Origin of the sequence: Nonomuraea sp. NPDC052116 (assembly GCF_040680035.1) — a bacterium.
In the GTDB taxonomy this organism is placed as follows: domain Bacteria; phylum Actinomycetota; class Actinomycetes; order Streptosporangiales; family Streptosporangiaceae; genus Nonomuraea; species Nonomuraea angiospora_A.
This window is the reverse complement of record NZ_JBFAWA010000001.1, coordinates 563,760-590,102: the sequence shown is the minus strand read 5'-3', so window position 1 is coordinate 590,102 and position 26,343 is coordinate 563,760. Positions and strand designations below refer to the sequence as shown.

Annotated in this window: 28 protein-coding genes; 20 read left to right on the top strand and 8 right to left on the bottom strand. The window is 69.6% G+C overall.

Features of this window, described 5'->3' with window-relative positions; genetic code table 11:
- Position 1: 1 nt before the first annotated feature.
- Together paaK and paaI are read right to left on the bottom strand one after the other, a co-directional pair.
- Positions 2-1,297, bottom strand: coding sequence for a phenylacetate--CoA ligase PaaK (gene paaK, locus AB0L65_RS02755; protein WP_364239676.1), 1,296 nt, complete (start codon positions 1,295-1,297; stop codon positions 2-4).
- Positions 1,297-1,677: a hydroxyphenylacetyl-CoA thioesterase PaaI gene (gene paaI / locus AB0L65_RS02750; protein ID WP_364239725.1), complete on the bottom strand. Its 381-nt coding sequence runs from the start codon at positions 1,675-1,677 to the stop codon at positions 1,297-1,299. Before paaI ends, paaK begins: the two co-directional genes overlap by 1 nt.
- Before the next feature lie 99 nt (positions 1,678-1,776).
- On the opposite strand from paaI, the gene AB0L65_RS02745 reads away from it, so the two are divergent.
- The 5 genes from AB0L65_RS02745 to AB0L65_RS02725 all read left to right on the top strand — a co-directional run bounded on the left by AB0L65_RS02745 (position 1,777) and on the right by AB0L65_RS02725 (position 6,665).
- A complete protein-coding gene (locus tag AB0L65_RS02745) occupies positions 1,777-2,196 on the top strand; it encodes a hypothetical protein (RefSeq protein WP_364239674.1) in 420 nt (139 codons plus the stop codon).
- Positions 2,193-2,660: a hypothetical protein gene (locus AB0L65_RS02740; protein WP_364239673.1), complete on the top strand. Its 468-nt coding sequence runs from the start codon at positions 2,193-2,195 to the stop codon at positions 2,658-2,660. Before AB0L65_RS02745 ends, AB0L65_RS02740 begins: the two co-directional genes overlap by 4 nt.
- 81 nt (positions 2,661-2,741) lie before the next feature.
- Positions 2,742-3,689, top strand: coding sequence for an MBL fold metallo-hydrolase (locus AB0L65_RS02735; RefSeq protein WP_364239671.1), 948 nt, complete (start codon positions 2,742-2,744; stop codon positions 3,687-3,689).
- Positions 3,686-5,221 (top strand): FAD-dependent monooxygenase, encoded by a 1,536-nt coding sequence (locus tag AB0L65_RS02730; protein WP_364239670.1) that lies wholly within the window; start codon positions 3,686-3,688, stop codon positions 5,219-5,221. The genes AB0L65_RS02735 and AB0L65_RS02730 overlap by 4 nt, the downstream gene beginning before the upstream one ends.
- A 10-nt stretch (positions 5,222-5,231) precedes the next feature.
- Positions 5,232-6,665 (top strand): trehalose-6-phosphate synthase, encoded by a 1,434-nt coding sequence (locus AB0L65_RS02725; protein ID WP_350722881.1) that lies wholly within the window; start codon positions 5,232-5,234, stop codon positions 6,663-6,665.
- Here AB0L65_RS02725 and AB0L65_RS02720 read toward each other — a convergent pair.
- Positions 6,598-6,882 (bottom strand): DUF4235 domain-containing protein, encoded by a 285-nt coding sequence (locus AB0L65_RS02720; RefSeq protein ID WP_364239668.1) that lies wholly within the window; start codon positions 6,880-6,882, stop codon positions 6,598-6,600. The two genes, AB0L65_RS02725 and AB0L65_RS02720, sit on opposite strands and share 68 nt — an antisense overlap.
- 108 nt (positions 6,883-6,990) lie before the next feature.
- Between AB0L65_RS02720 and valS the strand changes: the two genes are divergently transcribed.
- Positions 6,991-9,480: a valine--tRNA ligase gene (gene valS, locus AB0L65_RS02715; protein WP_364239666.1), complete on the top strand. Its 2,490-nt coding sequence runs from the start codon at positions 6,991-6,993 to the stop codon at positions 9,478-9,480.
- A 68-nt stretch (positions 9,481-9,548) separates the two neighbouring features.
- Here valS and AB0L65_RS02710 read toward each other — a convergent pair whose 3' ends face one another.
- Positions 9,549-10,067 (bottom strand): winged helix-turn-helix domain-containing protein, encoded by a 519-nt coding sequence (locus AB0L65_RS02710; protein ID WP_364239664.1) that lies wholly within the window; start codon positions 10,065-10,067, stop codon positions 9,549-9,551.
- Between the two features lie 57 nt (positions 10,068-10,124).
- Here AB0L65_RS02710 and AB0L65_RS02705 point away from each other — a divergent pair, with 57 nt between their 5' ends.
- Positions 10,125-11,357 carry an MFS transporter gene (locus AB0L65_RS02705; RefSeq protein WP_364239662.1) on the top strand — a complete coding sequence of 411 codons (1,233 nt, stop codon included), beginning with the start codon at positions 10,125-10,127 and terminating at the stop codon, positions 11,355-11,357.
- Here AB0L65_RS02705 and AB0L65_RS02700 read toward each other — a convergent pair.
- Positions 11,335-13,488 (bottom strand): DUF6351 family protein, encoded by a 2,154-nt coding sequence (locus tag AB0L65_RS02700; RefSeq protein WP_364239660.1) that lies wholly within the window; start codon positions 13,486-13,488, stop codon positions 11,335-11,337. The genes AB0L65_RS02705 and AB0L65_RS02700 overlap by 23 nt on opposite strands.
- A 155-nt stretch (positions 13,489-13,643) precedes the next feature.
- On the opposite strand from AB0L65_RS02700, the gene AB0L65_RS02695 reads away from it, so the two are divergent.
- The 10 genes from AB0L65_RS02695 (at position 13,644) to AB0L65_RS02650 (ending at position 19,696) form a co-directional block, all read left to right on the top strand.
- Positions 13,644-14,903 (top strand): AI-2E family transporter, encoded by a 1,260-nt coding sequence (locus AB0L65_RS02695; RefSeq protein ID WP_364239658.1) that lies wholly within the window; start codon positions 13,644-13,646, stop codon positions 14,901-14,903.
- Between the two features lie 11 nt (positions 14,904-14,914).
- On the top strand, positions 14,915-15,142 hold the full coding sequence (locus AB0L65_RS02690) for a hypothetical protein (protein ID WP_363965934.1): 228 nt from the start codon (positions 14,915-14,917) through the stop codon (positions 15,140-15,142).
- Positions 15,139-15,579, top strand: coding sequence for a dUTP diphosphatase (dut, locus tag AB0L65_RS02685; protein WP_364239656.1), 441 nt, complete (start codon positions 15,139-15,141; stop codon positions 15,577-15,579). Before AB0L65_RS02690 ends, dut begins: the two co-directional genes overlap by 4 nt.
- A gap of 46 nt (positions 15,580-15,625) precedes the next feature.
- The gene (locus AB0L65_RS02680; RefSeq protein ID WP_364239655.1) at positions 15,626-16,264 is read left to right on the top strand and encodes a DUF3710 domain-containing protein; all 639 of its coding nucleotides are present in this window, start codon (positions 15,626-15,628) and stop codon (positions 16,262-16,264) included.
- A gap of 39 nt (positions 16,265-16,303) precedes the next feature.
- Entirely contained in the window at positions 16,304-16,690 is a 387-nt protein-coding gene (locus AB0L65_RS02675; RefSeq protein ID WP_090929309.1) for an OB-fold nucleic acid binding domain-containing protein, read from the top strand.
- A gap of 3 nt (positions 16,691-16,693) precedes the next feature.
- Entirely contained in the window at positions 16,694-17,365 is a 672-nt protein-coding gene (locus tag AB0L65_RS02670; RefSeq protein ID WP_318786963.1) for a DUF3159 domain-containing protein, read from the top strand.
- A gap of 103 nt (positions 17,366-17,468) precedes the next feature.
- Positions 17,469-17,690, top strand: coding sequence for a hypothetical protein (locus tag AB0L65_RS02665; RefSeq protein ID WP_364239653.1), 222 nt, complete (start codon positions 17,469-17,471; stop codon positions 17,688-17,690).
- A gap of 623 nt (positions 17,691-18,313) precedes the next feature.
- A complete protein-coding gene (locus tag AB0L65_RS02660) occupies positions 18,314-18,601 on the top strand; it encodes a hypothetical protein (protein WP_364239651.1) in 288 nt (95 codons plus the stop codon).
- A gap of 181 nt (positions 18,602-18,782) precedes the next feature.
- Positions 18,783-19,376, top strand: a complete 594-nt coding sequence (locus AB0L65_RS02655) for a hypothetical protein (RefSeq protein WP_364239650.1) — start codon at positions 18,783-18,785, stop codon at positions 19,374-19,376.
- A gap of 29 nt (positions 19,377-19,405) precedes the next feature.
- Positions 19,406-19,696 (top strand): hypothetical protein, encoded by a 291-nt coding sequence (locus AB0L65_RS02650; RefSeq protein ID WP_364239648.1) that lies wholly within the window; start codon positions 19,406-19,408, stop codon positions 19,694-19,696.
- Between the two features lie 350 nt (positions 19,697-20,046).
- On the opposite strand, the gene AB0L65_RS02645 is transcribed toward AB0L65_RS02650, so the two are convergent.
- A complete protein-coding gene (locus AB0L65_RS02645; RefSeq protein WP_350722859.1) occupies positions 20,047-20,706 on the bottom strand; it encodes a TrkA family potassium uptake protein in 660 nt (219 codons plus the stop codon).
- Positions 20,706-21,371 carry a TrkA family potassium uptake protein gene (locus AB0L65_RS02640; RefSeq protein ID WP_350722857.1) on the bottom strand — a complete coding sequence of 222 codons (666 nt, stop codon included), beginning with the start codon at positions 21,369-21,371 and terminating at the stop codon, positions 20,706-20,708. The genes AB0L65_RS02645 and AB0L65_RS02640 overlap by 1 nt, the downstream gene beginning before the upstream one ends.
- 102 nt (positions 21,372-21,473) lie before the next feature.
- Between AB0L65_RS02640 and AB0L65_RS02635 the strand changes: the two genes are divergently transcribed.
- The 3 genes from AB0L65_RS02635 (at position 21,474) to AB0L65_RS02625 (ending at position 25,484) form a co-directional block, all read left to right on the top strand.
- Positions 21,474-23,516, top strand: a complete 2,043-nt coding sequence (locus AB0L65_RS02635) for an APC family permease (protein WP_350722855.1) — start codon at positions 21,474-21,476, stop codon at positions 23,514-23,516.
- Positions 23,517-23,525: 9 nt separating this feature from the next.
- Positions 23,526-24,776, top strand: a complete 1,251-nt coding sequence (locus AB0L65_RS02630) for a class I SAM-dependent RNA methyltransferase (RefSeq protein WP_364239645.1) — start codon at positions 23,526-23,528, stop codon at positions 24,774-24,776.
- A 327-nt stretch (positions 24,777-25,103) separates the two neighbouring features.
- Positions 25,104-25,484, top strand: a complete 381-nt coding sequence (locus AB0L65_RS02625; RefSeq protein ID WP_364239644.1) for a hypothetical protein — start codon at positions 25,104-25,106, stop codon at positions 25,482-25,484.
- Positions 25,485-25,541: 57 nt separating this feature from the next.
- Here the strand turns inward: AB0L65_RS02625 and AB0L65_RS02620 are convergent, their stop codons facing one another.
- On the bottom strand, positions 25,542-26,291 hold the full coding sequence (locus AB0L65_RS02620; protein ID WP_364239643.1) for a GntR family transcriptional regulator: 750 nt from the start codon (positions 26,289-26,291) through the stop codon (positions 25,542-25,544).
- Between the last annotated feature and the right edge of the window lie 52 nt (positions 26,292-26,343).

The window sequence follows — 26,343 nt, the reverse complement described above, 5'->3', positions numbered from 1 at the left end:
CTTAATTATCCCGCTTGTCGATGACTCGTTTGAGCTTGCCGACCGAGCGCTCCAGCGTCTCCGGATCCACCACCTCGACCTCCACGCTCACGCCGACGGTGTCCTTGACAGCCTGGCGCAGCGCCTCAGCGGCCTCCCCACGGGTAGCGAGGCCCGGCCGGGCCTCGACCCTGACCGTCATCACGTCGAGCCGCCCCGGGCGGGTCAGGTGGAGCCGGAAGTGCGGTGACAGGCCCTCCACGCGCAGCACCAGCTCCTCGATCTGGGTCGGGAACACGTTCACGCCGCGCAGGACGATCATGTCGTCGGTGCGGCCCGTCACCTTCTCCATGCGCCGGAACGCGGGCCTGGCGGTGCCCGGCCGCAGCCTGGTCAGGTCGCCGGTGCGGTAGCGGATGACCGGCATGGCCTCCTTGGTGAGGCTGGTGAAGACCAGCTCGCCCGCCTGCGCGGGCTCCCCGGTGAGGGGATCGACGGTCTCCGGGTAGAAGTGGTCCTCCCAGACGTGCAGGCCGTCCTTGGTCTCGACGCACTCGTTCGCGACGCCGGGGCCGATCACCTCCGACAGGCCGTAGATGTCCACGGCGTGCAGGTCGAAGCGGTCCTCGAGCTCCGCGCGCATGCGCTCGGTCCAGGGCTCGGCGCCGAAGATCCCGATCCGCGGGGAGGACGCGCGGGGGTCCAGGCCCTGCCGCTCGAACTCGTCCAGCAGGGCCAGCATGTACGACGGCGTGACCATGACGATGTCGGGCCGCAGGTCGGTGATGAGCCGGACCTGCCGGGGCGTCATGCCGCCGGAGACCGGCACCACCGTGCAGCCCAGCCGCTCGGCCCCGTAGTGGGCGCCCAGCCCGCCGGTGAACAGGCCGTACCCGTAGGCCACGTGCACGATGTCGCCCGGCCGGCCGCCGGAGGCGCGGATCGAGCGGGCCATGACGCCCGCCCAGACGTTCAGGTCGTGCCGGGTGTAGCCGACCACGGTGGGCGTGCCCGTGGTGCCGCTGGAGGCGTGGATCCTGGCCACCTGCTCGCGCGGGACGGCGAACATGCCGAACGGGTAGGTGTCGCGCAGGTCCTGCTTGGTGGTGAAGGGGAACTTCGCCAGGTCGCCGAGCTCTTTGCAGTCGCTCGGATGCACGCCCACCTGGTCGAATTTTTGCCGATAAATCGGGACTTTTAGGTAAGCATGGGTGAGTGTCCGCTGGAGCCGCTCCAGCTGGATCGACATGAGCTCGTCGCGGGACGCCCGCTCTATGGGATCGAGATCTTCCGGCGCGGGGGGATCGCCAAGTCTCATCAGCCCTCCACCTGTCTCAGCTCTCTGCTGCGGCCGCGGAACTCGGCGACCACCCGGCCGGCCGCTCCGCGCACCGTGATGTCGTAGATGCCGCTGCGGCCGTAGCGGGTGCGCTCGGCGGCCTCGGCCTCCAGCACGTCGCCCGCGTGGGCCGGGGAGACGAACGTGATCTCCGCGCCCGCCGCCACCGTCACCGGGCCGTGGCTGTTGCAGGCGCACGCGAACGCGGTGTCGGCCAGCAGGAACACGTAGCCGCCGTGGCACAGGTCATGCCCGTTGATCATCTGGTCGGTCACGGTCATGCGGCACACCGCCCGGCCCTCGCCGAGCTCCGTCAGCTCGATGCCCAGGGCGGCGGAGGCGGTGTCGGCGTCCATCATGCGACGCGCGCTCTCCAACGCAGGTCTCCCTTGTCAACTGACCGGATGTTCGGTAAACACTTCACCGTCCGGACCATCCCTGTCAAGAGGGTGAACACCATGTTCGAGCAGCACCGCGAGACTCTGGAGAAGGCGCTGTCGGCCATCGCCGAGCGGGGCTACTGGAGCGCGTATCCCGAGTCGCCGAGCCCGCGCGTCTACGGCGAGGGAGCGGCCGAGCGGGGCAAGGAGGCGTTCGAGTCCTACCTCGGCAAGCCGTTCCCCCTCGACCAGCCGGACACCGGGTCCTGGATCGGCGCCGAGCGCTCCCCGTACGGCATCGACCTCGGCGTCACCTACCCGGAGCCGCTCGTGGACGACCTGATCGCCGCGGCCCGGGCGGCGCTGCCCGCCTGGCGCGACGCCGGGCCCGAGGCCCGTGCGCTGGCCTGCGTCGAGATCGTCGACCGGATCAACCGGCGCAGCTTCGAGCTGGCCAATGCGGTGCAGCACACGACCGGGCAGGCGTCGCGCTGGTGATCGGCTGCAACACGTTCCCGACCTGGAACGCGTACCCGGGGCTGTTCGCCTCGCTCGTCACGGGCCCGGACGCGGTGGTGCGGACGCCGGTGATCGTGAAGGTCTCGCCGGACGACTCCGACGTCTACGGGCTGGAGCATTTCGGGCCGATCGCGTTCGTCATCCCGACGGGGTCGACGCAGGAGAGCCTGGAGGTGCTGCGCCGCACGATCAAGGCCCGCGGGGCGCTCACGGCCGCCGCCTACTCCACCTCCGACGAGGTGCTCGACCAGGCCGAACGGGCCGCCCTCGACGCGGGGGTGAACCTGTCGTGCAACCTGACGGGCGGCGTCTTCGTCAACCAGTCGGCGGCGTTCAGCGACTACCACGGCACGGGCGCCAACCCGGCCGCCACGGCCTCGCTCACGGACCCGGGCTACGTGGCGGGCCGCTTCCACATCGTCCAGACCCGCCGCCCGGCGTGACATGGGGAGGCGTTGGGAGAGGGGCCGTCGGAGGGGGAAGGGGTCCTGGCGGGTGCTGACCGCGTCGCGGGAGGAGTGGTGATGGCCAGAGCGTTCGCCTCGTCGGCCGATCTCGGCGAGAAGAAGCAGTCCCTGGAGGTGCTGGCCGAGGGCGTGTACGCGCTCACGGCAGAAGGCGACCCGAACGTGGGCGCCATCGAGGCCGAGGACTTCCTCGTCTGCTTCGAGGCGCTCGCCACGCCCGTGGCCGCCCGCGCATGGCTGGCCAGGCTGCGGGAGCACACCGACAAGCCGATCAGGTACCTGGTGCTGTCGCACTACCACGCCGTCCGGGTGCTGGGCGCGTCGGCGTTCGGCGCGGACGTGATCGTGACGCACGACAAGACCCGCGAGCTGATCGCCGAGCGCGGCGAGCAGGACTGGGCCAGCGAGTACGCCAGGATGCCCCGCCTGTTCAAGGAGCCCGGGTCGATCCCGGGGCTGACGTGGCCGACGGCGACGTTCAGCGACACGTTCACCATCGACCTGGGCGGCGACCGGGGCGACCTGGTGCTGGCCCACTGCGGACGCGGCCACACCGAGGGCGACCTGGTGGCCTGGCTGCCGAAGCGGCGGATCATGTTCGCCGGCGACCTCGTCGAGTCCCAGGCCGCCCTCTACACCGGCGACGCCTTCCACCTCGACTGGTCCGCCGCGACGCTCGACAAGGTCGCGTCGTTCGGGGCGGAGACGCTGGTCGGGGGCAGGGGAGCGGTGGCGCGCGGCCGGCAGGGGGTGGACGCGGCCATCGCGCAGACGCGTGACTTCCTCACCGTGATGCTGCGCGAGGTCGGCGCGGCGGGCTCGCTCAAGGAGGCGTTCGAGCGCACGCACCGGGCGCTGGCGCCCCGGTACGGGTCCTGGCCGATCTTCGAGCACTGCCTGCCGTTCAACGTCTCCAGGCTCTGGGACGAGCTGCACGGCGTCGAGCGCCCGCGCATCTGGACCGCCGAGCGCGATCGCGAAGTCTGGGACCAGCTCCAGCCATGAACGCCCCAGCCAGTGCGCAGGTCATCGTGGTCGGGGCGGGGCCGGTCGGGCAGAGCGCCGCGCTGCTGCTGGCCCGCTGGGGCATCCAGGTGCTGCTGCTCGACCGGCGGGCCGGGCGCGACTCCACCGGGTCGAAGTCCATCTGCCAGCAGCGCGACGTGCTCGACATCTGGACCGCCGCCGGCGCGGGCAAGATCGCCGAGGAGGGGCTGGCCTGGACCACCGCCCGCACGTACTACCGCGACCGCGAGCTGTTCTCCTGGTCGTTCGAGCGCGAGGGCCCGCTGCCGGCGTGCGTGAACATCTCCCAGACCCGCACCGAGCAGATCCTGGACGAGGCCATCGCGGCGCAGCCGCTCATCGAGGTGCGCTGGGACCACGAGGTCACCGGCCTCGACCAGGACCCCTCGGGGGTGACGGTCCGCTGCGGTCAGCGGTCGCTGCGCGCGTCCTACGCGCTGGTCTGCGCGGGTGCCAGGGCCCAGCAGGTACGCCAGGCGCTCGGCGTCTCGTTCGACGGGGAGACGTTCGACGACCAGTTCCTCATCTGCGACATCAGGGCCGACCTGCCCGGCTGGGAGAACGAGCGCCGCTTCTACTTCGACCCGCTGTGGAACCCGGGCCGCCAGGTCCTGATCCATCCCTGCCCGGGCGGCACGTTCCGGATCGACTGGCAGATCGCGCCCGACTTCATCCCAACAAAAGCCGATATTTCCGGAAAAATTGGGCAGATCATCGGCGGCCGGCCCTATGACCTGCTCTGGCACAGCACGTACCGCTTCCACTCCCGCATCGCCTCCCGCATGCGCGTCGGCCGGGTCCTGCTGGCCGGCGACAGCGCCCACCTGGTGGCCCCGTTCGGCGCCAGAGGGCTCAACTCCGGCGTGCCCGACGCCGAGAACGCGGCCTGGAAGCTGGCCTTCGTGCTCAACGGCTGGGCGGGGGAGGGGCTGCTGGAGTCGTACCACGCCGAGCGGCACGCGGCGGCGCGGGAGAACCTCGAGATCACCGCCGCCACGATGCGCTTCCTCGCCCCCAGGACCGTGGCGGAGCGCATGCGCAGGCGGGCCGTGCTGGAGGGCGGGCTGGTGGCGGAGGTGGACTCGGGCCGGTTCGCGGAGCCGTTCTGGTACGTGGACTCGCCGCTGACCACCCCCGAGCCGACGCGGCCGTTCGGGGGCAGGCCGCCCAAGGGCGCGCTGTGCGTTCCGGCGCCCGGCGTGATCCTTCCGGACGTGGGACTTTCGGGCGGCAGGTTGCGGGAGTTCTGTCGTGACGGTTTTCTCGTGTTGTTGGGTGATATGTGCGATTCGCGTTTGTTTGCGCAGGTCTTGGGCAAGGTCATTACGGCGCCGCTCGCCGTGCGCGGGCTCGCGGAGATGGATGGGACCGGCTCGCTCGCTGAAAGGCTCGGCGCCGGACCGGATGAGGCATGGCTCATCAGGCCCGATTCCCACATCGCCGCGATCATCCCCCATGCGGGTCCGGACTCGATGGTGGACGCTGTCCGCCGCGTGCTCGGTGAACAATAGGAGGAACTGCGTGACTGGCCGTAGCTCGTTTCTGATCGTCGCGAACCGGTTGCCGGTGGATCGGATGCTCGAGCCTGACGGAACGGCCTCGTGGCGCAGAAGCCCTGGCGGGCTCGTGACCGCGATCGCACCGGTGATGAAGCGCCGCCACGGAGCCTGGCTCGGCTGGCACGGAGCCCCCGACGAGAAGCTGGAGCCGTTCGAGCAGGACGGCATGAACCTCATCCCGATCCCCCTGTCGGCCGGCGAGGTGGAGCTGTACTACGAGGGCTTCTCCAACGCCACCCTCTGGCCGCTCTACCACGACGTGGTGGCGCCGCCGGTGTTCGACCGGGCGATGTGGGACACCTACCGCGCCGTCAACGAGCGCTTCGCCAACGCCGCCGCCGACGCCGCCGAGAAGGGCGCGGTGGTCTGGGTGCAGGACTACCAGCTCCAGCTCGTCCCGGCCATGCTGCGCAGGCTCAGGCCGGACCTGCGGATCGGGTTCTTCCTGCACATCCCGTTCCCGCCGACCGAGCTGTTCTGGCGGCTGCCGTGGCGCAAGGACCTCGTCGAAGGGCTGCTCGGGGCCGACCTGGTGGGCTTCCAGCTGCCCGGCGGGGCCTCCAACTTCCGGCGGCTGTGCCGCAGGCTGCTCGGGCTGCCGTACAAGGGGAACGAGATCTTCCTCGACGACCGCGTGGTGACCACGCAGGCGTTCCCCATCTCGGTGGACTTCGGGCAGCTCGACTCGCTGGTGCGCGACCCGCAGATCATGGCGCGGGCCAAGGAGGTCAGGGCGGAGCTGGGCGATCCCGAGCACGTGCTGCTCGGCGTCGACCGGCTCGACTACACCAAGGGCATCGGGCAGCGGCTGGAGGCGTTCGGCGAGCTGCTCAAGGACGGGCGGCTGAAGGCGAACGAGGCCGTGTTCGTGCAGATCGCCACGCCCAGCAGGGAGCGGGTGGAGGAGTACAAGCGGCTGCGCGACGACATCGAGCTGCAGGTCGGGCGGATCAACGGCGAGCACGCGCAGCTCGGCTACCAGCCGGTCCAGTATTTCCACCAGTCGTACGACCACGCCGAGCTGGCCGCCCTCTACCTGGCCGCCGACGTCATGGTCGTGACCCCGCTGCGCGACGGGATGAACCTGGTCGCCAAGGAGTACGTCTCCTGCCACCACGACCTGCACGGCGCGCTGGTGCTCAGCGAGTTCGCCGGGGCGGCCGACGAGCTGCGCCAGGCCTACCTGGTCAACCCGTACGACGTGGAGGACGTCAAGCGGCAGATGGTGGCCGCGATGCGGGCCACGCCGCACGAGCTGGCCCGGCGGATGCGCACGATGCGCCGCCGGGTAGCCACCTACGACGTGGACCGCTGGGCCAACGAGTTTCTCACTGCCCTTGAGTCACCTGCTTCACAGACTTCCACGCGTCGTAACGCTTCTTGGCGGTCCGGTTGACCACGATCTGCGCCACCGACATGCCCACGCCCATGAGCACGGCGTAGCCGATCGCCTCCCCCATGCTGACCTCGGGCGAGTCTGTGTCGACCGGCGGCTCCTTCCCGGTCGCCTTCACCCAGACGAACCCGAGGACCTTCCTCGCCGCCCAGCCGGTGGCCAGACCGACCAGGCCGCCGATCACACGCCAGGCGACATCGGGCTTGTCCTCCGCCATGTCGATCTCCCTTCCCCTCTGTAACGAACACTAGTCTGCACCGCTTGCCGGGCCTGCGAAGCCGTACCATATGGAGGCATGACTCAACAGCGACTACGCCATGCATCCATGCCGGAAAAGCCGACCCTCGACGGCTTGGAGCAGGTATGGGTAGCTCGCTGGGAGGACGAGGGCACCTACCGTTTCGACCGGTCCGCGTCGCGCGAGCAGGTTTACGCCATCGACACGCCGCCGCCGACCGTGTCCGGCTCGCTGCACGTCGGTCATGTCTTCTCCTTCACCCACACCGACATCATGGCCCGCTACCAGCGGATGATCGGCAAGTCGGTGTTCTACCCGATCGGCTGGGACGACAACGGCCTGCCCACCGAGCGCCGAGTGCAGAACGTCTACGGCGTGCGCTGCGACCCGTCGCTGCCCTACGACCCTGACTTCGTGCCACCGGACAAGCCCGGCAAACGTGAGATCGCCATCTCGCGGCGCAACTTCGTGGAGCTGTGCCACAAGCTGACCGCCATCGACGAGCTGGCGTTCGAGGAGGTCTGGCGGCGGGTCGGCCTGTCGGTCGACTGGTCGCTGCTCTACACCACGATCAGCGACGAGGCGCAGGCGGTCTCGCAGCGCGCCTTCCTGCGCAACCTGCTGCGCGGCGAGGCCTACCTCGCCGAGGCGCCGACGCTGTGGGACGTCACCTTCCGCACCGCCGTCGCCCAGGCCGAGCTGGAGGACCGGGAGTGGCCGGGCGCGTTCCACAAGATCTCGTTCTACGGCGAGAAGGGCCCGGTCTTCATCGAGACGACCAGGCCCGAGCTGATCCCGGCGTGTGTGGCGCTGGTCGCCCACCCCGACGACGAGCGTTACCAGCCGCTGTTCGGCACGTCGGTGCTGACGCCGCTGTTCGGGGTGGAGGTGCCGGTGCTGGCCCACCGGCTGGCCGAGCCCGACAAGGGCACCGGCATCGCCATGATCTGCACGTTCGGCGACATCACCGACGTCACCTGGTGGCGGGAGCTGCACCTGCAGACCCGGCCGATCATCGGCTGGGACGGGCGGCTGCTGGCCGAGCCGCCGGAGGGCGTGGAGGCGGAGCCGTACAAGGAGCTGGCCGGCAAGACCGTGCACAGCGCCCGCGAGCGGATCGTGGAGCTGCTGCGGGAGTCCGGCGACCTCGAGGGTGAGCCGAGGCCCGTCTCGCGCACGGTCAAGTTCTACGAGAAGGGCGACCGGCCGCTCGAGATCGTCACCACCCGCCAGTGGTACATCCGCAACGGCGGGCGCGACGAGGAGCTGCGCGAGCGGCTGCTGGGGCGCGGGCGCGAGCTGACGTGGCACCCGCCGCACATGCGCGTGCGCTACGACAACTGGGTCGAGGGGCTCACCAGCGACTGGCTGATCTCGCGCCAGCGCTTCTTCGGCGTGCCGTTCCCGGTGTGGTATCCGATCGACGAGTCGGGGGAGCCCGTCCACGACGCGCCGATCGTGCCCACGGAGGACATGCTGCCGGTCGACCCGTCCTCCGACGTGCCGCGCGGCTACACCGAGGACCAGCGCGGCGTGCCCGGCGGGTTCATGGCCGACCCCGACGTGATGGACACCTGGGCCACCTCGTCGCTGACGCCGCAGATCGCGGGCCGCTGGGAGACCGACGACGACCTGTTCAAGCGGGTCTACCCGGCCGACCTGCGGCCGCAGGCGCACGAGATCATCCGCACCTGGCTGTTCTCGACCGTGGCCAGGTCGCACTACGAGTTCGGCCGGCTGCCGTGGAGCGACGTCGCGATCTCGGGCTGGATCCTCGACCCCGACCGCAAGAAGATGTCCAAGTCCAAGGGCAACGTGGTCACCCCGCTCGACCTGCTGAAGCAGCACGGCTCCGACGCGGTGCGCTACTGGGCGGCCAACGGCCGCTACGGCGTGGACACCGCGTTCGACGCCGGGCAGCTCAAGATCGGGCGGCGGCTCGCGATCAAGATCCTCAACGCGTCCAAGTTCGTCCTCGGCCTGGCTATGAACGACGGGCCAGGATCAAACACGGTCACCGAGCCGCTCGACCTGTCGATGCTCGCGGGCCTGTCCGACGCCGTGCGCGAGGCCGGCCAGGCGTTCGAGGCCTACGACCACACCAGGGCGCTGGAGGCCGTGGAGCGCTTCTTCTGGGCGTTCTGCGACGACTACCTGGAGCTGGTCAAGGCCAGGGCCTACGAGTCCGGTCCGGCCGCCGCCTCCGCCCACGCGGCGCTGCGGCAGGCGCTCGACGTGCTGCTGCGGCTGTTCGCGCCGTTCCTGCCCTTCGTGACCGAAGAGGTGTGGTCGTGGTGGCGCGAGGGGTCGGTGCACCGGGCCCCGTGGCCCGCTCCCTCGCGCGGGGCCGGCGACCCGGCCGTGCTGGCTGTGGCGTCCGAGGTGCTCGGTCAGGTGCGCAAGGCCAAGTCCGAAGCCAAGCAGTCGATGCGGGCCGAGGTCTCCAGGCTGACCGTTTGGGCGCCCGAAGTCGGGCTTGTCCGCCAAGCTCAGGACGACCTTTGTGCCGCAGGCACTGTGGAGGAGTTCGTCTTGGAGTATGGTGACGAGCTGAAAGTCGAGGTCCACCTGGGCTGACGTCCGGATGGCAGGACGCCGGGCGCCCCCCTCTGCGGGGCGCCCGGCGTCCGTGCGTTCAGGGGTCCTCAGGGGTCCCGGGTGACGTCGCGGTGCATGGCCAGGAAGATCGAGTACGCCTGCCCGTCCGGCGGCGCCTGCCGCCCGCGAAACTCCTCGAACAGCTCCTCCAGCCGCCTGCGCAGCTCCGCGTGCCCGTCGGGGGTGAGCCGGAGCCCCAGCCTGACGAGGTCGGCCCGCTCGATGTCGATGAGCTTGCTCTCCTGCAGGAACGCGTCGAGCATCGCCGCACTGCCCCCGCTCACGCCGCTCTCGCGGACGTCCATCTCCCACGACTTGCCGGTGGCCCGGTAGGGGATCTCCGTGGAGCCGCGCGGCCCCGGCCGGCTGGGCTCGGCGGCCAGGAAACCCGTCTCCACGAGCTTGCGCACGTGGTGGAGGGTGGTGGCGGGGTTGGCGTCGAGTCGGCCGGCGATCTCTTTGTTGGTGAGCGCCTGGTCGAGACAGAGCCGCAGGATGCGCAGCCGTACGGCCGAGGCCAGCGCGCGGGCCTCGTCCTCGGTGGCGGGGCGGCGTCGGGTGCCCATGGACCGCCACCCTATAACCGGTTGATTTTTCTCAATCGGTCAGGGATGCTCTGACGGGTGAGCTTGTTACGCGATCACGACTTCCGCCGGTTGTTCCTCGCCGACGTCGCCAGCCAGGCGGGCAGCCAGCTCCTGGTGCTGGCGCTGCCGCTGGTGGCCGTGTCGGCGCTGCGGGCCTCTGCGTTCGAGGTGGGCCTGCTGGCGGCGTGCCAGACGCTGGCGTTCGTGGTGATCGGGCTCCCCGCCGGCGCCCTCGTCGACCGGCTGCGCAAGCGCGTGGTCATGGTGGTCAGCGATTGGGCGAGGGCGCTGGCGCTCGCGTCCGTGCCGGTCGCGTGGTGGCTGGACGTGCTGACGATCCACCAGCTGTACGCGGTGGCGCTGGTGCTGGGCGTGTTCACCGTGTTCTTCGACGTCGCGTACCAGAGCTACCTGCCCTGCCTGGTCGAACGCGAGCGGCTCGTCGAGGGCAACTCCACGCTGGAGATCGTCCGCACGGTGGCGCAGGTCGGCGGGCCGAGCGGGGGCGGCTACCTGATCCACCTCCTCACCGCGCCGTTCGCGCTGGTCGCCACGGTGGCCGGGTTCGCCTGGTCGGCGCTGTGCCTGGGGACGATCTGCAGGCACGAGCCCCGCCAGGAGCCCGGCCGGGCCAACCTCGGCCAGGAGATCGCCGAAGGCGTGCGATTCGTGCTCGGGCACCGGCTGCTGCGCCGCATCGCCGGCTGCACCGCCACCGCGAACTTCTTCGTCTCCGTGGCCCAGCCCATGCTCCTGCTGCTCCTGGCCAGGGAGCTCGGCCTGGACGCGGGCACCATCGGGCTGCTCACGGCCTCGGGCGGCCTGGGCGGGATCGTCGGCGCGCTGGTCAACGCCCGGGTCGTCAGGCGGCTCGGACAGGGGCCGGCGATGTGGCTGGGCATCGCCGTGCCCGCGCCGCTGACGTTCGTGCTGCCGTGGATGGCGGCCGACTGGCGGCTGGGGCTGCTCGTGGCCTACGAGTTCTGCGTCGGGGCGGGAGTGGTGATCTACAACGTCACGCAGCTCAGCTTCCGCCAGGCCATCACGCCCGAGCCGCTGCTCGGGCGGGTGAACGCCACCATGCGTTTCCTCGTGTGGGGCACGCTGCCGCTGGGCGGGCTGATCGGCGGCGCTCTGGGCGGGGCGATCGGGGTGCGGAACACGCTCCTGGTCGCGGCGGCCGGGGCCTGCCTGGCGTTCCTGCCGCTGGTCACCTCGCCCCTGCGCTCGATGCGCGAGTTGCCGGTCAGTAGTCGCACACTCCGGTAGGGAAGATCTGCTTCAGCCTGGCCCGCTCCTCCTCGGTCGGGTGCCAGGAGCCGTACAGGCCCCTCGCGACGGCCCGATCGACCGGCTGGAGGCGGCACTGGTAGACGCCGCCCGCCAGCGGGCCGCCCGCCACCACGCGGCTCGTCGAGTAGAGCGGGAAGCGCTGCGTGCAGGCGCCGGGGGAGCGGCGGTCGAGGATGCCGTCCCAGACGTGCGGGCCGGCCGCGATCTGCGTGCCGTCCGTGGCGAAGCAGCGGTCCACCGCTTCGGGCGGCCTGTTGCCGACCACGCCGCGCGCCGGATATTTCCGGATGTTGGCCATCCAAGCGTCCATCACCTGCAGCGCCTGCGGAGTCTGGTCGGACTTCGGCCCGTCGGGCCGCGCGTCCGTGAACCAGATGACCTGGTTGCCCGCCCGGCCGTCGTGGTCGAGCATCCGCTGCCTGGAGGCGAACGACTGGTGCGAGTCGTGCATGTCGAGCCGGTCCTCCAGGTAGTGCCGCCAGTCGATGATCGGGATGTCGATGTCGCCCCTGAACACCAGGCCGCTGCGCCGCACGTTCCTGATCGCGATCGGGTCTCCCGCGCGTCTGGGCGCCGGGTCGCCCAGGTTGACGTTGCGGGCGCTCCAGGGGTCGAAGTCGGCCGGGCAGGCGGACGGCACGAACGGGCAGCCCTCCTGGACCATGTCCGCCGCCTCCTTCCACGAGCCCGCCTTCGCGTTGACGTCCAGGAACTCGGCCGGGGTGATCACGCCGTCGGCCAGCGCCTTCAGCCCGTACTGGACGCCCACGTTGTCCCAGGTCGAGCGGGCGTACCCGTGCTCGTCCACGCCGTAGACGTTGCGCGCGTCGTCCCAGTGCGTCCACTGCACGGTGTCCTTGACGCCCGGCGGGTCCATGCGCTGCCACTCGGGGTCGTTGTTCGAGGTCCACCGCGGGTTCATGGTCAGCGGGGTCAGGCCGCGCCAGCCGTTGACGCACTCGTCGGAGCCCTGTTTGCCGGTGTAGGGGTTCGCGACCGTGTCGCTGGCGTTCATGCCGATGAGGGCCGTCCTGTCGTCCCACCGGGCCCAGCGCGGATTGTGGTCCATGTAGCGTTCGAGCAGCTCGCAGTCGCCCACGTGGATGGTCTGGGTGACCATGTCCGGATAGGAGTACTGCGGGATCGCGGCGTCGATCAGCCGGTCGCCCAGGTTCTGGCCGTAGATGTACTGCTGGATGGCCCCGCCCGAGCCGCCCACGCCCACCGTGTAGAGCGGGACGCCGTACTGCTCGATGAAGCGCTCCTTGACCATGAGGGCCGTCTCGCCGCCCAGGATCAGGTTGTAGTGGGTGGAGGTGCGGGTGCCCGACGAGTACATGATCGCGTAGCCCTGGCCCAGCCCGTACGGGTCGAGGGCGTTGCCGCCGAGCGTGCCCTGGTCGTGGCCGATCCCCACGCCGCCGTCGAACCGGTAGATCGCCCGGCCGGTCCAGCCGTCCTCGACCATGGCGATGGAGTAGAGGAAGCGGTTGATCACGCCGCGCTCCCTGCGTACCACGAAGTCGACCGTGCGGCCGTCCGGCAGCGTGGTCGTGGACATGTCGGCGGGCCGCCCAGTGGATCCGCTCGCCGGCATGGGCTTGAACGTGCCGTCCGTGGACCGGTAGAGGCGGTCGGTGACGGCCGGCGCGAAGCAGTCCCTGCTCCAGCCGCCCGCGACGCGCATGCCCTGGCCGTCCTGGTTGTCCGCCGCGGGCGGGCCCAGCCCGCTGCGCTCGGTCTTGCACAGGAACGGGTACTGGTGCGGACCCGAGAAGACCGGGCCCTCGATGGGATGGTTGCGCAACGTCAGCGTCCGCCGCTCCCCGCCCGCCGTGGCGACGATCGTGTTCGCGCCCGTCCGCAGGCCGGTGACCAGGGCCGTGAGGCCGTCCCCGGTCTGCTTGAAGGCCGCCGTGACGTCCTCGCCGTCGCGCGTGACCCGGAGCCGCGTGCCCTCGCGGTGGCGGACCCTGAGCAGGGCGTCACCGCCGGTCACCTGGTCGGGGCGGCTGGAGAGCACGTCCAGCGCCAGATCGGCGCGGGAGGCGTACGCGGGGGCGGGCAAGAGCGACGCGAGCACGGCGAGGACCACCACAGCCTTCATGACCATGACGGTGACACGCCGTCCATCCCTTGCACAGGCCCGACCTTGGTGAGGTGGGCTTGTGCTGGTCGCGCGGCCTTCGTGTCGCCCTGTTGTCAGCCGCCCCATGATTTATGGGCGCGCATCCGGGCCGCGGACGTGCCAGTCTTGAACACGTGTTGCCCGACCGCCCAACCAAGCTCGTGCCGCCCGTGCTGGCCAAGATGGCCGCGTGGTGCGCGTGCCTGATCCTCGTCGGCGTGGTCGTCTACTTCTTCGCCCTCGTCATCGCCCGGCTCACGTTCGTGGCGCTGCCCGTGGCGATCGCGCTGCTGCTGACCGCGCTGCTGTTCCCGCTGACCAACAGCCTGCGCCAGACGGGCATGCGGCCCATCTACGCCACCTGGATCACCATGCTGGTGGCCCTGGCCGTGCTCGCCGGCACCGGGTGGCTGGTCGGGGCGCGGGCCAGCGACGAGTTCCCCAACCTCGTCCAGCAGGTGCAGGTGACGGCCCGATCGGTGCAGGACTGGCTGATCACCGGCCCCCTGCACCTCAAAGAGGCGCAGATCACGAGCTACGTCGACGAGATCGCCACCATGGTCAACACGCAGCGCACGGCCATCACCGGCACCGTGCTGACGGCCGGGGCGGTCGCCTTCGAGGTGCTCGCGTCCATCGTGCTGCTGCTGTTCGTGACGTTCTTCCTGCTCAAGGACGGCGAGCGCATCTGGTCGTGGGTCCTGCGGGGGTTCGGCAACGTCGCGCCGCGCGTGGACCGGGCCGGGCGGGCCGCCTGGGCCACGCTCTCCCACTACGTGCAGGGCACCGTGGCCGTGGCCGCCGTGCACGGGCTGATCATGGGCATCGTGCTGGCGGGCATGGGCGTGCCGCTGTGGGCGCCGCTGGCCGTGCTGATCTTCTTCGCCAGCTTCATCCCCATCGTCGGCATCTTCTTCGCCGGCACGGTCGCCACCCTCGTCACGCTGGGCGCCAAGGGCCTCGTCTACGCGCTGATCTTCCTGGGCATCCTCATCGTCGAGCAGCAGCTGGAAAATCACGTGCTCCAGCCGCTGATCGTGGGCCGGGCGCTCAACTTCCATCCGCTGGCGATCATCCTGGTGCTGGCCATCGGCGGCATCCTGGCCGGCATCGCGGGGGCCGCCGTCGCCGTGCCGGTGGCCGCGGTGATCTACCGCGCGCTGCCCGAGCTCATGCATCAACCACCCGCCCTGCCACCGCCCGGCCATGGTCCCGGCGAGGACAAGGGGCCCAGAGGGGACGCCGGGGGAGGGCCCGGCGAGGTTCCCCGTCCGCGCGGCGAGGGGGCCACTCCCCGCGACGACGTATCCGGATCGCGCGGCGCGGAGCCCGGGGGCAGAGGCGCCGAGCCCGGAAGCCAGGGCGAGAACGGCCGGCGGGTGGACACCGAGTAACCTCGTCAGCCGTGACTCCCTGTCTCCTCTCCGCTCCCGTGGGCACGACACTCCACTTGCGTGCCGGGTGCGACGGCAATGCGGGCGGGAAGGCGTACCTTGAGGCTGAGGGGCGAAACAGCCCTCCGACGGTCCGTCCGCCCGTCCGCGCGGCGGCGCTGTTCGTCGAGGTGAGCATGGGACACTTCGCCAAGCACGCCACCGTACAGAACACCCAGGACTACGAGGTGAACCCTTGAGCAACGCAGAGGTCCTCATCCAGCGGCTCGACGCCGGGCTGCCGATGCCGTCCTACGCCCACGCGGGAGACGCGGGCGCCGACCTCTACGCGGCCGAGGACGTCGAGTTGCTGCCCGGCGAGCGGGCCGTCGTCGGGACGGGTGTCGCGATCGCCCTGCCCGACGGCTACGCCGCGTTCGTCCACCCGAGGTCCGGGCTGGCCGCCAAGCACGGCGTCACGCTGGTCAACGCGCCGGGCACCGTTGACGCGGGCTACCGCGGCGAGATCAGGGTGACGCTGATCAACACCGACGCCAAGGAGCCGTTCCGCCTCCAGCGGGGCGACCGGGTGGCCCAGCTCGTGGTCCAGCGGGTGGAGCGCGCGGCCTTCTACGAGGTGGAGAGCCTGCCGGGTTCGGTGCGCGGCGCCAACGGGTTCGGATCTACAGGACGATGAGCATCGGGCCGCGCTGACGGCCCGGCGAGCGAGGAGAGTGAGGAACGTGTTCCGACGTCGTCGTCGTGAGCAGCCGGAGCAGGTCGTCGAGCAGGATCCTGCCGCCCTTGCGCGAGATTCCGGCCCGTGGGACGCCGACGAGCCCCACCCGGAGACCGACAGGATCGACCTGGGCGGCCTGCGGTTGCCGCACAATCCCGACTTCGACGTGCGGCTGGCCTCCGTCGGAGACCAGCACGTCGGTGTCGTCGTGCTCTACGAGGAGAGCTCGCTGCAGCTCCAGGCCCTGGCCGCACCGCGCAGCTCGGGTCTGTGGGACGAGGTCAAGACCAAGATCCTGGCCCAGGCGCAGCATCTGGAGGAGCGGGAGGGCCCGTTCGGCAGCGAGCTGAGGGGCGAGATGAAGGTCGAGGACGGCTCCCGCCCCGCCCGATATCTCGGCATCGACGGGCCCCGCTGGTTCCTGCTCGCCGTGATCTCCGGCAAGGCGGCGCTGGACGAGGCCGTGGCGGCGGCGTACATCGACTTCGTCAAGGACGTCGTGGTGGTCCGGGGCGGCGACCCGATGGCCCGCGAGGAGCCCATCCCGCTGCGCCGGCCCAACGACCAAGCAGGCGAGACGGCCGACGATCGGCCCGGGTTCAATCCGTTCAAACGGGGACCCGAAATCAGCGAGATTCGCTGAGGGCTGACATCGCGCCGACATCACATAGGCTGATTCATCATGAGTACGGCAGAGCCTCCGAAACGCGGGGGATTGCGCGGGTTCTTCAGTCGGCTGGCCTCACCCCAGTCCGAGATCGAGGCCCAGGAACTGCGAGAAGACGCCGACGAGGTCGGCGCGACCCCCATCGTCTCGTGTGGCGGCCGTCGGCGCTTCTGCGTGGCAGGTACGCTACGTACGGTGACACTCCGTCCGAGGGGCGGCGCCCCCGCCCTCGAGGCCGAGCTCTACGACGGGTCCGACGTGATCGACCTGGTCTGGCTCGGCCGCCGCAAGATCGCGGGCATCGAGCCCGGCCGCACGGTCAAGGCCGAGGGCCTGGTCAGCATGCAGGACGGACGCAAGGTGATGTTCAATCCGCGTTACGAGCTGCGCCCAGGGAGTTGACACGTGAGTGCTGAGGCGGAAGAGGTCGCCCACGACACCGTTGAGGCGGCGGTGCGAGCCCAGCTCGCCAAGGCCTTCGGCGGGGTGCGCGGCATCATCGAGGCGGCGATCCCGACGATCGCGTTCACGGTGTGCTGGGTCACCACCGAGGAGCTGAAGCTGTCGCTCATCGTGAGCGTCTCGATCGCGGTGGTGCTGCTGCTGGTCAGGATCGTGCAGCGGTCCACGCCGCAGTTCGTGATCAACAGCCTGATCGGCATCGCGATCGGCGCGTTCTTCGCCAGCCGCACCGGCGACGCGAAGGACTACTTCCTGCCCGGCATCCTGTGGAACGCCGGCTACATGGTGGCGATGCTGCTGTCCATCGTCACCCGGTGGCCGGTGGTGGGCTTCCTGATCGGCTCGGTCACGGGCGACCCGACCGCCTGGCACAAGGACCCGGGCATCGTGAAGCTGTGCACGCGGCTGACCTGGCTGCTCCTGCTGCCGTGCGCGGTCCGGGTGGCCGTGCAGGGGCCGGTCTACTGGTTCGGAGGCGGCAACGAGGCGGTCGCCGCCCTCGGCGTCGCCAAGATCGCCATGGGCTGGCCGCTCCAGGTGGCCGCCCTCGGCGCCATGCTCTGGGTCCTGGGCCGCGGCCGCACCCCGATCAAACCCCCGGTGGCCCCCGCCTGACGACCCCTGGTAAAGATCTCCGGATCATTTCCTAGAAGAGCTGATCCACTTGCGCGGGTACGAAGGCTGGCGAAGGATCACTTCGAGCCAATCGGGGGCCCCAATGTACGCACGTGCCGTCACCGCCCTGGCCACGACCGCCGCCGCCCTGCTCCTGGCAGCGGGGCCGGCCGTCGCCGACGACGACTGGAGGGGGCCGGATGACACTCTGTGCGAACGGTTCCTCGAGAGCCTGGACAGGGGCTCCGTCGTGCTGCCCATGAATGTCGTCTTCAACTGCATGGACGCGGATGACGCCAGGCGCTTCAGCGTGACCTTCGACTGAGCGCCGGTTCCTGGTTGTCGGGCACCGCCATGGTGATGACACCGAAGGATTCGCCAAGAGGGCTGGAAACCCTGGGTTGACGGGAGAACACAGCCCTGAGGTGTGGGCCATCGAGGGCCGTTACTGAGGCTGAGGTTTTCTGTCACGACGCGCTTCCTGCCCGGGCTCTTGGGACCGGGCAGGGGGCCACCGCTTCGGCGCTGTGACGAGGAGTCGGATGGGACCGCGAGGGGTGGCGCCGCGCTGGTCACGTGCAATCGACCCGGATGCCGGTCCGGCGCTCGCCAGGGGCGGCTTTGCCGTCGTCGTGCCGCTCGGCGGTGGGCGCCGGTAGGGAGTTAAGCCAGATGGAAACGGTCAGCGGGTCGCCGGGGTCCTGTCGCTGCCGGCGCATGACATGGGACCACCCCCGCCGCCCCTCTACGGCGAACAGCGCCGCCTAGCCGAGCTCCCCTTCGTCCTCGCTGGATTCCTGGAGTGCCGCCTGGACCTGACGCGAGTCGGCAAGCCGCGACCTCGCCGGACACGATCTGGCTGATCAGTTGGGCCGATGGGATGGCCGAATGCCGTGTCGAGGTACTGAGGTACTGAGGTACTCTGGTGCAGAGGGACAGGTGATTCCCATGGCTATGCCTAACCCGGGTGGCAAGCGGCAAGCGCCGTTGAAGGTCGATCTGGCAACAGACAAACTCATCACGCAAGGTGCACACTTCCTCGGGATGACCAAAAAGGATCTTGTGGATGTCGCGGTCCGTGCCTATCTCGATCGGCAGCGCGAGGAGATCCGTCGAGGCATGATCGAGTCCATGAAGGTCCTCGATGGCTCTCTTGCCTCTGGCGTGTCCTTGCTCACGGGGCTTTCCGCCGAGAGGATCGAGGAACTGGGCGGCGTCGGAGGCTGGGAGGAATAGCCTCACAATGGCACACGTCGGACCTACGATCCGGGTCCTTCGCCATGACCTGGGGATCCCCATTCCGCCAGCAAGCCTGCCGCTGGAGAGCGTTGAGCATCCGCTCTTGGACAAAGCCTCGCGCCAGTTCGCTGACCCTGACATCGCTCATGAGCGGATACGTGCGATAGACGACACGGTTATGTTCAAGGTCAAGGTGCAGCGATGGCGAGGAGCGGTGTGGAGGGATGAGCCTTCTGCGGACGTCGAGGCATGGCTAGTGGCTGGGGGAATGCGTGAGGAGGGTTCCGGGGACGACTTCTATTCCGCCCTCACTGCCGAAACCCGAGCCGCCCGTGCCCGCTACAACGCGGAGCACGACAAGCCACTGATCACTGACGCCTATAGTGCTCACCTGCTGCCCGGCCCCGATGATCATGACCGGTATCGCCTGGAAAGTGCGACACGGTTCGCATTGCGCCTTAATCGCACTGTTCGTGAGCTGGTCTGCGGCTCGCTGCGTGACGGACATGAGCACGCGGCCGACTTCTCAGGCTTCAGGCTGGGCATCTTGGTCAGGGCCGAGGACGGGCACGAAACTTATGTCGCGATCCGTATCACCGGTTCCGTTCCGCGCGACCTGGTCACGCTAATCCTGAGCCGGATGCCTGGCTGTCCCCCTGAAGCATGGTTTCCAGAGGTAGCTCTACCTGAACGTGACCTGCTGCCTGCTGAGCAAGTGTGGTCCAACCTGATGGATCCCAAAGCGGCGGCCCTTCTCCTTGACGAGGAGTAGGGCCGGCTCCGCCCGGCAACGCTGCCGCCGTGGCGCTCGGCGGGACGAATCACGTGGTGGGCAGGGACGCCATCGTCCACTGTCTCACCGTGGACTTCCCGCGCATGCTCGTCGCCGATGTGGCGCTTGATTTCCGCGGGTTTACGCCGAACAGCGATCTGGTCGTGGTGGAGGAGACCATGCGGGCTACGCTGGCCAACGCCCACGACTATCGCAACGACTACTGGTTCGTCTTCGCACTGCGAGGCGGGCTGATCCATAGGGTGCGCGAGTACATGGACACCGTCAACGGGCATCGCATGGTATTCGATGGGGCGTGAGGCGGGAGCCTCTGACAGTGTCGTCGTGCCTGTTGCGGTGCTGCATGTCTGTCGAAACAACCTTGCGCCCTGGCGCATGCCGTTGATGCGTGAGTAATCGGGGTCGCGTCCGGGGGCGCGGGGGCCGGCAGGTCCCCGCCTGGGGGTGTGGGGGCCTGCCCCCACAGGGCGCTGCCCGAGCTCTCGTCGCGCGCAGCGCGCCTTCAAGCGAGGACCGCGCCGTTGCGGGGTCGAAGGGGCGGAGCCCCTGGGAGGCGGGGCTCGAGTGCTTGCATGGCGCGAAGCGCCTCCCGGTGCGAGGACCTTGCCTTTCGGCCCCGGAGCCTCCAAGGGGCCCGGGTTCGTACCGGCTAGTGCTGGGAGAGGAGGTGGGCGAGCTCCTGCTCCACCTCCTGGTTCGCGACGAACAGCAGCTCGTCCCCCGCCTCCAGCGGATCGTCCGCCGTCGGCACCAGGACCCGGCCCTCCCTGAGGATCGCGACCAGGGCGGAGTCCACCGGCCACGGCACCGAGCCGGCCCGCTGGCCCACGACCGGGGCGTCCTCGGCCAGCGTGAGCTCCACCAGGTTGGCCTGGCCCTGGCGGAAGGTCATCAGGCGTACGAGGTCGCCGACGCTGACCGCCTCCTCCACCAGGGCGCTCAGCAGGCGCGGGGTCGAGACGGCCACGTCGACGCCCCAGGACTCGTTGAAGAGCCACTCGTTGTTGGGGTGGTTGATGCGGGCCACCACGCGAGGTACGCCGTACTCGGTCTTGGCCAGCAGGGAGACCACCAGGTTGACCTTGTCGTCGCCGGAGGAGGCGACCACGACGTGGCAGTTGTTGAGCCCGGCCTCGTCGAGGGAGGCGATCTCGCAGGCGTCGGCGAGGAGCCATTCGGCGCGCGGCACGCTGTCGATCTTGATGGCCCGGGGGTCCACGTCGATGAGCAGGACCTCGTGGCCGTTCTCCAGGAGCTCGGCCGCGATGGAGCGGCCCACGGCGCCCGCTCCGGCGATGGCGACGCGCATCACTCGTCCTCTTCCGGTGCCGCGGCGAGCACCTTGTTGATCCGGTCCATGTCGTTCTCCGCGGCGATGACGTGGAGCACGTCGCCCTCCTGCACCACGGTGTCCTCCGTGATGGTCAGGGCCTCGCCCATGCGGTTGATGAAGGCCACGCGCGTCTTGACGCGGTGCTCGAGGTCGACGACGCGGGTGCCGATCCACTCGGGGTTGGCGGTGACCTCCGCCAGGATGATCGTGCCCGTGGGGTCGCGCCAGAGTGGCTCGGCGCCCTCGGGGAGGATGCGGCGCAGGATCTGGTCGGCCGTCCACCGTACGGTCGCCACCGTGGGGATGCCGAGCCGCTGGTAGACCTCGGCGCGGCGGGGGTCGTAGATGCGGGCCACCACGTTGTCCACGCCGAACGTCTCGCGGGCCACGCGAGCGGAGATGATGTTGGAGTTGTCGCCGCTGGAGACCGCGACGTACGCGGCGGCGGACTCGATGCCGGCCTCGGTGAGCACGTCGCGATCGAAGCCCACGCCCGTCACCCGCCGCCCTCGGAACCCGGCGCGAAGCCGCCGGAACGCCTGCGGGTCGCGGTCGATGATGGCGACGGAATGGCCGCTGTCCTCGAGGATATGAGCGAGAGTCGAACCGACCCGGCCACACCCCATGATCACTATATGCATTTCCCCCCGCACTTTCGCGGTCGGCCCATTGCTGGACACCAGTATGGCCCGAAGGGGGAGCGGCTCGTTTAAGGCCTCGGCATGGGGCTAGCATCTCGTTACGTGGCGAAGGTAACGGATCTTGTCAAACGCTTGCTCGTGGGGCGCGCCCTGCGTAGCGGGCAGCTTCACGAGCAACTCCTCCCAAAACGGATAGCACTGCCGGTTTTCGCGAGTGACGCGCTCTCTTCTGTGGCGTATGCGCCCCAAGAGATTCTGGTCATCCTGTCGTTGGCCGGAGTCTCCTTCTACACCTACAGTCCCTGGGTCGCGATCGCCGTCGTGGTCGTGATGCTCACCGTCGTGGCGTCGTACCGGCAGAACGTGCACGCCTATCCGAGCGGCGGCGGGGACTACGAGGTGGCGACCACCAACCTCGGCAAGAACGCCGGGCTCACCGTCGCCAGCGCGCTCATGGTCGACTACGTGCTCACGGTCGCGGTGTCCGTCGCCAACGGCGTCGATTACGTCGGCGCCACAATTCCGTTCGTGGGCCAGCACAAGCCCGCCATCGCCATCGCCATCGTGATCCTCCTCACGGTGATCAACCTGCGCGGCATCCGCGAGTCCGGCGCCGCCTTCGCCGTTCCCACGTACGCGTTCATGATCGCCGTTCTGGCCCTGATCGCCTGGGGCGGGTTCCGGCTGCTGGTGCTGGGCGAGCAGCTCCAGGCGCCGAGCGCCCACTTCACCATCGAGGCCGAGCAGACCAACCTGACCGCCTTCGCCGCCGCGTTCCTGATCCTGCGCGCGTTCTCCTCCGGTTGCGCCGCCCTGACGGGTGTCGAGGCCATCAGCAACGGCGTGCCCGCCTTCAGAAAGCCCAAGAGCAAGAACGCCGCCACCACGCTGCTGATGATGGGCCTGGTCGCGATCACCATGTTCGGCGGCATCATCGCGCTCGGCCTCGCGTCGGGTGTGAAGATCGCCGAGCCGTCCGTGGTCGCCACCGACCTGCACCTGCCCAACGGCAACCCCGTCGGCCCCGGCTACTACCAGCAGCCGATCATCTCCCAGGTGGCCGACGCGGTGTTCGGCGGGGGGTCGCTGCCGTTCGTGGTGATCTCGGCGGTGACCGCGCTGATCCTCTTCCTGGCCGCCAACACGGCCTTCAACGGCTTCCCGGTGCTCGGCTCCATCCTGGCGCAGGACCGTTACCTGCCGCGCCAGCTCCACACCCGCGGCGACCGGCTGGCCTTCTCCAACGGCATCATCATCCTCGCGCTCGGCGCGTGCCTGCTGCTGTGGGGCTTCCAGGCCGACGTCAGCCGCCTGCTGAACCTCTACATCGTCGGCGTCTTCGTCTCGTTCACGCTCAGCCAGATCGGCATGGTCATCCACTGGACCCGCCACCTGAAGACCGAGACCGACCCCAAGGTGCGCCACCAGATGCACCGCTCCCGCGTGATCAACTTCTTCGGCGGGATCATGACGGGGCTCGTGCTGGTGGTCGTGCTGCTGACGAAGTTCCTGGTCGGGGCCTGGATCGTGTGCATCGCGATGCCCATCCTGTTCCTCATGATGAAGGGCATCAGGCGTCACTACGACAACGTGGCGGCCGAGCTGGAGATCAGCGAGGAGTACGAGCCGACCATGCTGCCCGCGCGCAACCACGCGATCGTGCTCGTCTCCAAGCTGCACAAGCCGACCATGCGCGCGCTGGCCTACGCCCGCGCCACCAGGCCGTCCACGCTGGAGGCCATCACGGTGGGCGTCGAGGGCGAGGACGCGCGCAAGCTGCAGGAGGAGTGGGAGCGGCGGGGCATCCCGGTGCAGCTCAAGATGCTCGACTCGCCGTACCGCGAGATCACGCAGCCCATCCTCGACTACGTCAAGACCCTGCGGCGGCGCTCGCCGCGCGACGTGGTGACCGTGTTCATCCCCGAGTACGTGGTCGGCCACTGGTGGGAGCACGCGCTGCACAACCAGAGCGCGCTCAGGCTGAAGGCACGGCTGCTGTTCAAGCCGGGGGTCATGGTGACGAGCGTGCCCTGGCAGCTACACTCCTCCGACCGCCTCAAGGGCAGGCCGGAGCCGTTCGCGCCGGGCGCGGTGCGACGTCCCTGGGACCAGACCGCAAAGGATGGAGAGCAGGCTCGGGCATAGGGTGTCCCTGTGGAACAGGCATCTCTCGAGCTGACGGTAGGTCCGGTCGCGCACGGCGGCTGGTGTGTGGCGCGCCACGAAGGGCGCGTGGTGTTCGTACGCCACGCCTTGCCAGGCGAGCGGGTGATCGCCGACGTCACCGAGGAGACCACCAGGTTCCTGCGTGCCGACGCCGTGGAGATCCTGGAGCCCTCGCCCGACCGCGTCGTCCCGCCCTGCCCGTACGCCGGCCCTGGGCGGTGCGGCGGGTGCGACTGGCAGCACGCCACGCTGGAGGCGCAGCGGCGGCTCAAGGCGGAGGTCGTGGCCGAGCAGCTCAAGCGGCTCGCGGGCCTGTCGCGCGAGGTCGTGGTGGAGGAGGTGCCGGGCGCCAAGGACGGGCTCGGCTGGCGCACCCGCGTCCAGTTCGCCGCCCGGCCCGGCGGTGAGCTGGGCTTCCGCCGGCACCGTTCGCACGACATCGAGGTCGTGGACGCCTGCCTGATCGCGCACCCGGAGGTGGAGGCGGTCGGGGCGGAGCAGCACTCCTGGCCGGGCGCGGCCGGAGTCGAGGTCATCGCGTCCTCGTCCGGCGACCGGGCCGTGGTCGTCTCGCCCAGGCCGCGCCGCAGTGTCACCGTGCCCGAGCTCGAAGCGCCCGCCTCGATCCTCCTCGACCAGGGCAAGGGCCGTACGGTGCCGCGCCGCGGCTCGGGAGTGCTGCACGAGCAGGTCGGCGACCGCGGCTTCCGGGTCGCGGGCAGCGGCTTCTGGCAGGTCCACCCGGGCGCCGCCGAGACGCTGCTGGACGCGGTGCTGGCCTACGCGGCGCCGGAGCCGGGGGAGTGGGCGCTCGACCTCTACTGCGGGGTGGGGCTGTTCGCCGCCGGTCTGGCGGAGGCCGTGGGGGCCGAGGGGGCGGTGTTCGGGCTGGAGTCGGAGGCGGCCGCCGTCCGCGACGCCCGCGCCAACCTCCGCGATCTGCCGCAGGCCCGGGTGGAGCGGGGACGGGTCGAGGAGGCGCTGGACCGCTTCCAGATCGAACGCGCCGACCTCGTGGTCGTCGACCCGCCCCGTTCCGGGCTGGGGCGCGAGGTGGTGGAGCGGATCGCGGCGCTGGACGCGCAGCGGATCGTGTACGTCTCCTGCGACCCGGCCACGCTGGCGCGGGACCTGGCCTGGCTGGCGGAGCTCGGTTACCCGCTCTCCGACCTGCGGGCCTTCGACGCCTTCCCGATGACCCACCACGTGGAGTGCGTGGCCCTGCTGGCCAAGGCGTAGATCATGGCTCTGACCCGCAGCGGATTCGCAAGATCATGACGCACGATCACGAATCGCCCCGCCACCGAAAGCGGTGACGGGGCGTGTTCGTCGAGGGCGCGCGATCAATCCTCGGCCAAGTCCTCATCCGCGAACAGCGCTCCCAGCTCCTCACGGATCCTGATCGCCTGGCCTCAGTTAGCGATCTGTACGGTGTGACGTGAATGAGTATGTGGCTACCGGGCCCGTCAGTTCGTGGCGGCGTGGGGAGCGTCGGTGTTGGGATGACGGGGCAGACGGCAAAGATCGAATCGCGTTGTGATGGTGCGGGGCACCCTGATCCGCCAGGTGAACCAGTTCATCGACTGCGGGCAGCTGTGGTGGGATGCCGAGGCCTCCTGCACGTCCTGCGGTGATGGCTGGTGCGAGTATCCAGATTCAGGCAAGCCGCCGGAAGATGTCCGCAGTGCCCTCCTGGCGGCGCATGGCCCAAGCCGACTGCGTGTGGTCGGTCCGGTGCCGAACCTGGGCTCGGTCTTGAAGGTTCTGCGGGAGATCTGGGAGGTGCCACTTCCCCAGGCTCGTGAACTCGCCGACGAACTCACTCACGCCGGCTTGGTCGGGACGCTGGCGGAGATGGAGTTTCTGCGCACCCGGCTGAGGAGCCGTGGCGTCGCAGCCGAGGTGAGGTCCGATGCCGGCCCGGAGGGTGAGCGGATTCCCTCGTAAGCAGTGTCTCCGCTTGGAGGAGACGGGGGCGTTCTGCGTCCAGGGCGGGGCCGCGGGTCACGAAGGGTCCGCGGGGTAGCGGTAGCGCAGATTCCACTGGTACGTCGGCATGACGTAGGTGGTGACCTTGACGGCCTGGTCGCTCGCGGTCCATCCGATATGGAAGATCTCGTACACCCACTGATCTGGGATCATGCGAAGGAAGCGAGCTTCGTCAGGCGTGGGCGGCCGGATACTGATGTTCTCCTCGAGCTCGACCTGCGCGTACCCGAGTTCGGCCAGGCGGCTGCTGATCCCGCCGACTCCCGGGTCGAGTTCGGCTATCGGTGTCCCATCGGCGATGGAGCGCGGGATGTAGCTGATGGCGATCTGGATGGGGACGTCTTCGGCCTTCATCCGTCGCGCGCGGATGATGACACTGTCGGTGTCGGCGTCGACGCCCAGGACGTCGGCCACATCCGGTGGAGGATGGCCGGGGCCGACCGTGTTGGCGGAGTTCAACTCGTAGCCGAACTGGGCGAGTTCGCTGGCCAGGGAGCCTCGAACGCCCCCGCGTTCGCGGTGGGCGCGGCTGTGCCGTACGGCGGCGTCGCGCAGCAGGGGCGGCAGCTTATGGACGTAGGTCCCCACGCCCATGTGCACGTAGACCAGTCCTTCGCCTTTCAAGATTCGCAAGGCCTTGTTCACGGTGGCCCTGTTCACGTGGAGCTCTTCGGCAAGCTGATCTTCGTTGGGGAGCAAAGAGCCGCGGGGGTAGACGCCCTCATGGATGGCCTGGCGGAACGGCTCGGAGGTACGAGCCGCCACAGCCGCCCCAGCCCGGGCGGCCCTCAACCCCTGTCGGAGGACGACGTGCCTA